This is a genomic window from Oribacterium sp. oral taxon 078 str. F0262, from assembly GCF_000160135.1.
Taxonomy (GTDB): domain Bacteria; phylum Bacillota; class Clostridia; order Lachnospirales; family Lachnospiraceae; genus Oribacterium.
Map to the genome: position 1 here is coordinate 159681 of NZ_GG729937.1, position 6398 is coordinate 166078.

At 50.2% G+C, this 6398-nt stretch carries 8 protein-coding genes; 2 read left to right on the forward strand and 6 right to left on the reverse strand.

What is annotated here, in order from left to right; genetic code table 11:
- Window positions 1-129: 129 nt before the first annotated feature.
- From GCWU000341_RS11630 to GCWU000341_RS11640, 3 genes are all read right to left on the reverse strand, one after another.
- Window positions 130-1308: a DUF819 family protein gene (locus GCWU000341_RS11630; protein ID WP_009216249.1), complete on the reverse strand. Its 1179-nt coding sequence runs from the start codon at window positions 1306-1308 to the stop codon at window positions 130-132.
- Window positions 1309-1347: 39 nt separating this feature from the next.
- Window positions 1348-2439 (reverse strand): dipeptide epimerase, encoded by a 1092-nt coding sequence (locus GCWU000341_RS11635; RefSeq protein ID WP_009216250.1) that lies wholly within the window; start codon window positions 2437-2439, stop codon window positions 1348-1350.
- 202 nt (window positions 2440-2641) lie between these two features.
- On the reverse strand, window positions 2642-2947 hold the full coding sequence (locus GCWU000341_RS11640; protein WP_040654378.1) for a helix-turn-helix domain-containing protein: 306 nt from the start codon (window positions 2945-2947) through the stop codon (window positions 2642-2644).
- Window positions 2948-3497: 550 nt separating this feature from the next.
- Between GCWU000341_RS11640 and GCWU000341_RS11645 the strand changes: the two genes are divergently transcribed.
- Window positions 3498-3965, forward strand: a complete 468-nt coding sequence (locus tag GCWU000341_RS11645; protein ID WP_009216255.1) for a hypothetical protein — start codon at window positions 3498-3500, stop codon at window positions 3963-3965.
- Between the two features lie 103 nt (window positions 3966-4068).
- The gene (locus GCWU000341_RS11650) at window positions 4069-4554 is read left to right on the forward strand and encodes a hypothetical protein (RefSeq protein ID WP_009216256.1); all 486 of its coding nucleotides are present in this window, start codon (window positions 4069-4071) and stop codon (window positions 4552-4554) included.
- A gap of 162 nt (window positions 4555-4716) precedes the next feature.
- Here GCWU000341_RS11650 and GCWU000341_RS11655 read toward each other — a convergent pair whose 3' ends face one another.
- The 3 genes from GCWU000341_RS11655 to GCWU000341_RS14145 all read right to left on the reverse strand — a co-directional run bounded on the left by GCWU000341_RS11655 (window position 4717) and on the right by GCWU000341_RS14145 (window position 5732).
- Window positions 4717-5001: a type II toxin-antitoxin system RelB/DinJ family antitoxin gene (locus tag GCWU000341_RS11655; RefSeq protein WP_040654379.1), complete on the reverse strand. Its 285-nt coding sequence runs from the start codon at window positions 4999-5001 to the stop codon at window positions 4717-4719.
- Window positions 5002-5070: 69 nt separating this feature from the next.
- Window positions 5071-5388: a MarR family winged helix-turn-helix transcriptional regulator gene (locus GCWU000341_RS13665; protein WP_050762009.1), complete on the reverse strand. Its 318-nt coding sequence runs from the start codon at window positions 5386-5388 to the stop codon at window positions 5071-5073.
- A gap of 92 nt (window positions 5389-5480) precedes the next feature.
- Entirely contained in the window at window positions 5481-5732 is a 252-nt protein-coding gene (locus tag GCWU000341_RS14145) for a hypothetical protein (protein ID WP_009216259.1), read from the reverse strand.
- Between the last annotated feature and the right edge of the window lie 666 nt (window positions 5733-6398).

Here is a 6398-nt window from a genome sequence, read left to right on the forward strand (position 1 = left end):
GACATCCCGGAAAACGCACAGCCATTTCATTTCATGCGGCAAAAATCAATCCTTCCCTCCGGGGGCGCAGCCATCCGCTCTCCCCCATTTAAGCCTGTGTCAGGATTCCCCGCATTTTAAAGGCCGGGACTAGAGGAAGAGGCGCAGCAATGCCCCCATGCCAAGTCCCATAAAGTTTCCGATCGCCGCGCCGAGCACGCCCATGAGCACGCCGATGCCGGCATAGGAGGGGTCGTAAGCAGAGGCCACGATCGGCGCGGATGCGGAGCCTCCGATATTGGCGAGCGATGCCGTAGAGACCATGCAAAGATCCCAGTGAAACAGCTTTGAGAGAAGATACATGAGCAGCACATGAATGAGCAGAATCAGGATACCATATACCACCCACATCGGCGCCGAGAGAAGATCTACCACAGAAGCGGTCGAGGCCAGCAGTGAGACAACGGTATAAAGATACACATTGGAGAGCTCCTCCACCGCCGGAAGCCTGCCCAGCGAAGTGCCCGCACAGATCAATCCCAGGATACTGACGAAAACCGTCGTGAGCGTTCCCTTATCGAACATGCCAAGCCCCACCGCGGCGAGCCCCGCACTGCAGCTTTGCCCCACCATCTGGGAGAGAGCAGAGACCATGAGAGAGAGTCCGATCAGGAAAATCCAGTCTGAGCTGTCCGCACTCTTCTTCTCCTTTGTGAGCTCGGCATTTGTATTTTCTGCAATGGCCTGGAGCTTGGAGGTATCCGCCTTGACGGCGCTGTTCCAGCGGCCCGCATATCTCACAGCGAGCAAAAGCAGGGCAATCCAGACAGAGTAGCAAACGGTATCCAGCGCCAGCGCGCAGCTGTATGCGCCTGCGTCAACCGGAAGCGCCGCCTGCATAGCTGCCATATTCGCCGACCCGCCGACCCAGGAGGCATAGAGTGCCGCGACCGCCCCCCAGGTATCGCTCCCCAGCATTCCCTTGAAAATCGGATATCCGACCAGAAAACCCACCGCCAGCGTCAAAGAGCAGCCGAGGAAGATCGCCGCCATACGGCCGCCGAGCTTCGAAAGCTTCTTGAAATCGCAGCGAAGCAGCATGACAAAAATCATGGCATAGAGGATGTTGTTTTTCAGTGCGGAATATGTTGTCGAGCAGGCCTCAGAATGGTAGAGTCCCAGGGTACAGAAGATCATGTTGAGTACATAAATCCAGACCAGCGGCGGTATGAACTGGAAAAGCTTCGCCTTTGTCTTCTTCTCCAAAAAGAGCAGCATTCCCGCCAGAAAAACAAGAAACGCAATGTAGGCAAATCCACTCGTAATCATAGTTGTCCCCCCTCTGCTTCTATTCACTTTTTCCGATACTTAATCCAGGTAACGCAGTCCCTCCACACCGCGGATACCCATGCCGGCCTCATCAGAGACGCTGATCCGCTTCTCCTCAAAGCACGCTCCTCCGAGAATCGGATCCTCGCTGCAAAGCACCGGGCCGTCCAGATCGATGCGGGTGAATATCTTCCTTGCGCAGGCGAGCTCTGCCGCCGCATTGACGGAGATCTTCGCTTCCAGCATGCAGCCGATCATACATTCCACGCCGTATATCTCTGCCGCCGACGCAATCTTCAGCGCATTGTAAATACCGCCGCACTTCATCAGCTTGATATTGATGAGATCCGCTGCCCGAAGCTCCAGTACCTTCATCGCGTCCCGCGGAGAGAAAACGCTCTCATCCGCAAGTACAGGCACATAGCTGTGATCCGTCACATACTTTAATCCCTCCAGATCGTATGCCTTGACCGGCTGCTCTACAAGCTCAAGCCTCAGTCCCTGCTCCTGCATCTCATTCAGAATGCGCACAGCCTGCCTCGGCTGCCAGGCCTGATTCGCATCAATCCGAAGACAGATATCATCACCTGCCGCCCGCCGAACCGCCCGCAGACGCTCCACATCGAGCTCCGGGTTCGCGCCGACCTTGACCTTCAGGCAGTCATAGCCGCGTTCGACTGCATTCGCCGCATCCCTCGCCATCTCCTCCGGCTCATTCACACTGATCGTGATATCCGTCACGATCTCCTTCCGCGCGCCGCCCAGCAACTTATAGACGGGAAGTCTGTACAGCTGCGCGTACAGATCCCAGAGCGCCATATCTGCCGCGGCCTTTGCGCTGCTGTTTCCGACCACACAGGTCTGGACGAGCTGCATCAGATCCTCAAATGCATCGATGTCTCTGCCCAGCAGACTTGGGATAATGTGCTCCTTCAGCGCCCCGATGATGGCCCCCGTCGTATGCCCGGTCACAGCGCCTGTCGGCGGCGCCTCGCCGTAGCCCAGTGCTCCCGTGTCGGTGTGGATCTCGACTATGATGTCCTCCACACTCTTTACCGTGCGAAGCGCCGTCTTAAAAGGGAGCCGCAGCGGTACCGATATGGTCCCGAGCCGTATCTCTGTAATTTTCATGACGTTCCTCCTTCTCCGAAGCCGATTTTCCGGGCAGACGCCAAGCCATTAAAGCAGTAATCCACTGTTGGAAAAAGAGGATAAGCGAAATCAATTTGTTTCTTGATAGGATTTGATTCAAATTGATTCCGTCTATCCTCTTTCTGCAGGGTATACGAATATTGCTGCTATCCAATTGTTATTAGCTCAGATATGACGCCGCCTATTTCATTATTGATGCCTTCGCCTTCTCCGGTGCAAATTCGATCTTAAGAACCATCCCCATCCCTTTCGCCAGCCGCTGCAGCGTTCGGATTGATGGGTTGGCATTGCCGTGTTCCAATTTGCTGATATCCGCCTGAGCAATCCCTGTGCGCTCCGCAAGCTCCTTCTGCGTCATTCCGGATCTCTGCCTGGCATCAATCATGGCCTGATTCACCGCGTGCTCCGCTTGAAGAGCTTCGTATTCTCTGCGAATCCCGGGATCCTGAAGCTGCCCCTGAAGAAAATCATCAAATTTTCCACTCATAAGCACCTCCCTTTCCATCCCGTCCAAACCGTCTTCCCGATAATTCCTCCTCGCTTTCTCTATTTCACTCTATGGCGTCTTTTGTAAAAGCACTTGCCAGCCTCAAATCTCATCCTCTTCCCCTTTTAATAAATTATAGGTTTTATCCCATATTGTCAAGTATAATCTGCCTCATCCCTGAGCCCGCATAAGAGCCGCTAACACGGATCAGAAAATCCAAATACAAATATAATTGACATTTATAATTAAGAATTTTATAATACAAAAGTTGAAATACTGTTTATTTTTACGACTTCGGTCGGGCTGTGCTGTGAGCTTGCGTTTTGCTCCCGACAAGGCCCGGAATCTTCCGCGCAGAAATAATGATGCGGAAATGAAAGCCGGAATTTATAAACTATGGCAACAGCAGAATATTTCATCGCTGGAAATTCAATATCTACAGGCTTCTGCGGCGGGACTGAGCTTCGTTATTGAGTCTATGCTTCGAAGGATCTGCCTCTCAAAGACAGTTGCGGAATGGAACAGATAAAAACAAGCAGGAAGGAAAATCATGGGACTTTTGGATTTCGTCAAGAAAATGGCGACGGGGGCTTCCGATGAGGACAATCGGAAAAACAAGGCGCGTATGCGGGAGATCTTTAACTCTCTTGTTCCGGATGGAGATGACTATAAGCTAATTTACTGCCACATGGAGGTCAGTCACAATGCCGTCCTTGTGGAGGTAAATGTGCACAGTAATTATATCGTGGGATATAAGACGGGAGAAGTCGCGGTGGTCTCCGTCAATGCAGACCTGACGGAACATGGAGAGGCGGAGTTCTTTAACAAGGAAAACGGATCTTCCATAAAAGCAAGCTGGACGGGCTATTGTATCGCGGAAAACGGCAAGGCCTCCTATCAATTTGAACCAATAACGTATGAGCCCGGAATCAAGCGTGAAGCAAAGTATTCCGTGGCAGTGACCCAGTCCACGGAAGAGGTCTCTGCCTTCCGCAGATTCTTTAAGGCAGGTTTATAAAGCAGAGAACGGATTGCGTCGTAATTTTATCCATGATAAGTTCAGATAAATTTACGAAGGCCATAACCAGAAAGGGAAAAGAAGAAGAATGATTTCAACTCCAATGATCGTAGCTGCAGTCGTAGTGCTCTGGGCCGTGTTATTTGTCATTTTTATGATCCTGGGCCGAAAGAGAAAGAATGCGGAGCGGAGTTTTATAGAATCCAACAAGGATAAAGCTCTTCTCCATTTATATTGCAGGAAAATAAAGATTGACGGACAGAAGCTCTCTTCCCTGCCGCATATCACAGGGCAGAACCTGCAGCAAATCGCAGCTCTGCCTTCGGGAAAGCATACCTTGGAAGGCATCTTTCAGTCAACGGAGCTCGCGGGGATGAAGACCCGGAATGTGGAATCGGAAAAACTGAGTTTTGAGCTCTCTTTGGAGGCGGGCCACAGCTATACTGCCGCGATGTATTTTTATTCCTCGGAGGAGAGAAAAGAATACTATAAGGGCAATGTCGGAAAGGTCATTGCAGAGATTCCGCTCTCGCTGCTGCCGGAGAGCGCTAATCCCAAGGCATACGTGATCGTCTATCAGGAAGATTGAAAATAAAATTTGTTTCCGGCCCTTGCCAAAATCATGGCTCAGCGCCTTTGCCGTCACAATCAAGCTTGTCAACTGCAAATCACATTACGCAGATTATCGATCTTAAGACCTCGCTTCTTTATGAGTCTTAAATCCCTCTTAAATCGATTGGACGGAACGATCTCAAGCATCAGCAGTTATCTCGTCGAACATGTCGTCAAAAGAACTGTAGCTCTTATAGGCAGCCTTATTCCTCTTCATTTCCTCATACTCCGCCAATGCAGCTATGGTATTATCCGCATTCGGAGTCTGACGCTTCAGCTCAAAGGGAATACCATCATGGGAAACGGCGCTCTTAAGAAACATCGTGATTGCTACAGACATATTTAGACCAAGATCATTAAACAAGTTTTCTGCATTCTGTTTCAGTTCGGAATCAACACGAACATTAATATTTGTGGTAGCCATTATCATCACCCCTCTTTATATTGTCCCCATCGGCAAACTCGGACTCTTCGCGCAGACTGCGGATAAAGCCTATCTTCTTCTCCATTTCTCCAGGAGTTTTCCGAGCAGTTCATAGAGCGTTTTCTGCTCTTCTTCCGCAATATCCTCAAAGAGCTCATCATATTCCGTCTTCTGTCTGCCTGCAATCTCTTCCGCCGCTCTTATTCCTTCCGCCGTCAGACGGATATCCTGGGAACGGCGATCGCTCAGGCTCTGTTCTCTCACAACCAGCTGGCGCATTTCCAGCTTACCGAGTATTTCACTCACAGATGCTCTCTGAAGATGCAGGCGTTCCGTCAGCTCTCTCTGTGACATCATTCCGCCGTTCTCGGAAAGATCTTTTAACACACGTTCCTGTCCGACGTATGCCCCTTGCCGATGATACAGATAGTGTCCACATTCTCGCAAGCGAGCATAAAGCCCCTTTGTTCCCTCGGCATCTATGTCAAACGGGATCCGTCCGCCTTCTCTCTCTCCACGATGCTCCTCACCCTTATGCTTCCGCCATCCGTGACATCCGCGATGTCCGTGTTCGTTGTGATGTCCGAATTCCCCATGATCTCCGTGCGCGAATCGTTCCCCATGACCATGAGCTTCGCGTTCTCCTTTGTGTCTATGCTCTCCTCCATGTTCATAATCGCCATGCTTGTCATGGTGTCCGTGTTCCTCACCCTCGATCTCAGGAAGCCCATTCAGTCTGCGCCCTTTACTGCATCTAAGGTCACTCAGCAGGCAATGCTTACCGCATCCTTCACATGTCTCCTCGGTATAATTCAATTTTTCTGTATTCGTACTCATTCTATTATCAACCTCCCTATGATTCGTGTGTCAACAAGTTCGCTGCAAATTTGCAAGGTGCCTTGCAAAATATATAGTAATCCATCCTCGCCATATTGTCAAGTACCTTGCTAATATTTTGACAGCATGCGGTGCTCAAACTTTTTTCGTGACGCCGCTGCCCGATCCGGATTGCTTTGCCATATGGTCACCGGACAGCAAAAGAGGCTGCACCCCCGCCGAACACAAGGAGTTACAACCTCTTTTGCTCTTTCAATCGATTCACGAGAATATATCGTTCCGTTCATGACTCTTCTTCAAATTCAAACAGTTCCTCTACGCTTCTATTGAAAGAACACAAGCATCCGCAGACAAAAAAGGGGCTGTCGCACTAAGTGATTAGTGCGGCAGTCTTTTTCATCGGATGAAATCCGGCCATTCAGCCGGATTTCTCTTATAAAAAACAAAGACCCGGACTTCGAAAAGTCCGGGCTTTATTGTAAAATAATGGTATGCAAACCCCATTACATTTACAGCCCGATTATACGACATATCGAGGCTATTATCAAATCAAACTTCCA

Excerpts from the sequence above, each read along its gene's own strand:
- GCWU000341_RS11630 (WP_009216249.1), bottom strand. The coding sequence starts at position 1,308 with ATGATTACGAGTGGATTTGCCTACATTGCGTTTCTTGTTTTTCTGGCG.
- GCWU000341_RS11635 (WP_009216250.1), bottom strand. The coding sequence starts at position 2,439 with ATGAAAATTACAGAGATACGGCTCGGGACCATATCGGTACCGCTGCGG.
- GCWU000341_RS11640 (WP_040654378.1), bottom strand. The coding sequence starts at position 2,947 with ATGAGTGGAAAATTTGATGATTTTCTTCAGGGGCAGCTTCAGGATCCC.
- GCWU000341_RS11645 (WP_009216255.1), top strand. The coding sequence starts at position 3,498 with ATGGGACTTTTGGATTTCGTCAAGAAAATGGCGACGGGGGCTTCCGAT.
- GCWU000341_RS11650 (WP_009216256.1), top strand. The coding sequence starts at position 4,069 with ATGATCGTAGCTGCAGTCGTAGTGCTCTGGGCCGTGTTATTTGTCATT.
- GCWU000341_RS11655 (WP_040654379.1), bottom strand. The coding sequence starts at position 5,001 with ATGGCTACCACAAATATTAATGTTCGTGTTGATTCCGAACTGAAACAG.
- GCWU000341_RS14145 (WP_009216259.1), bottom strand. The coding sequence starts at position 5,732 with ATGGGCTTCCTGAGATCGAGGGTGAGGAACACGGACACCATGACAAGC.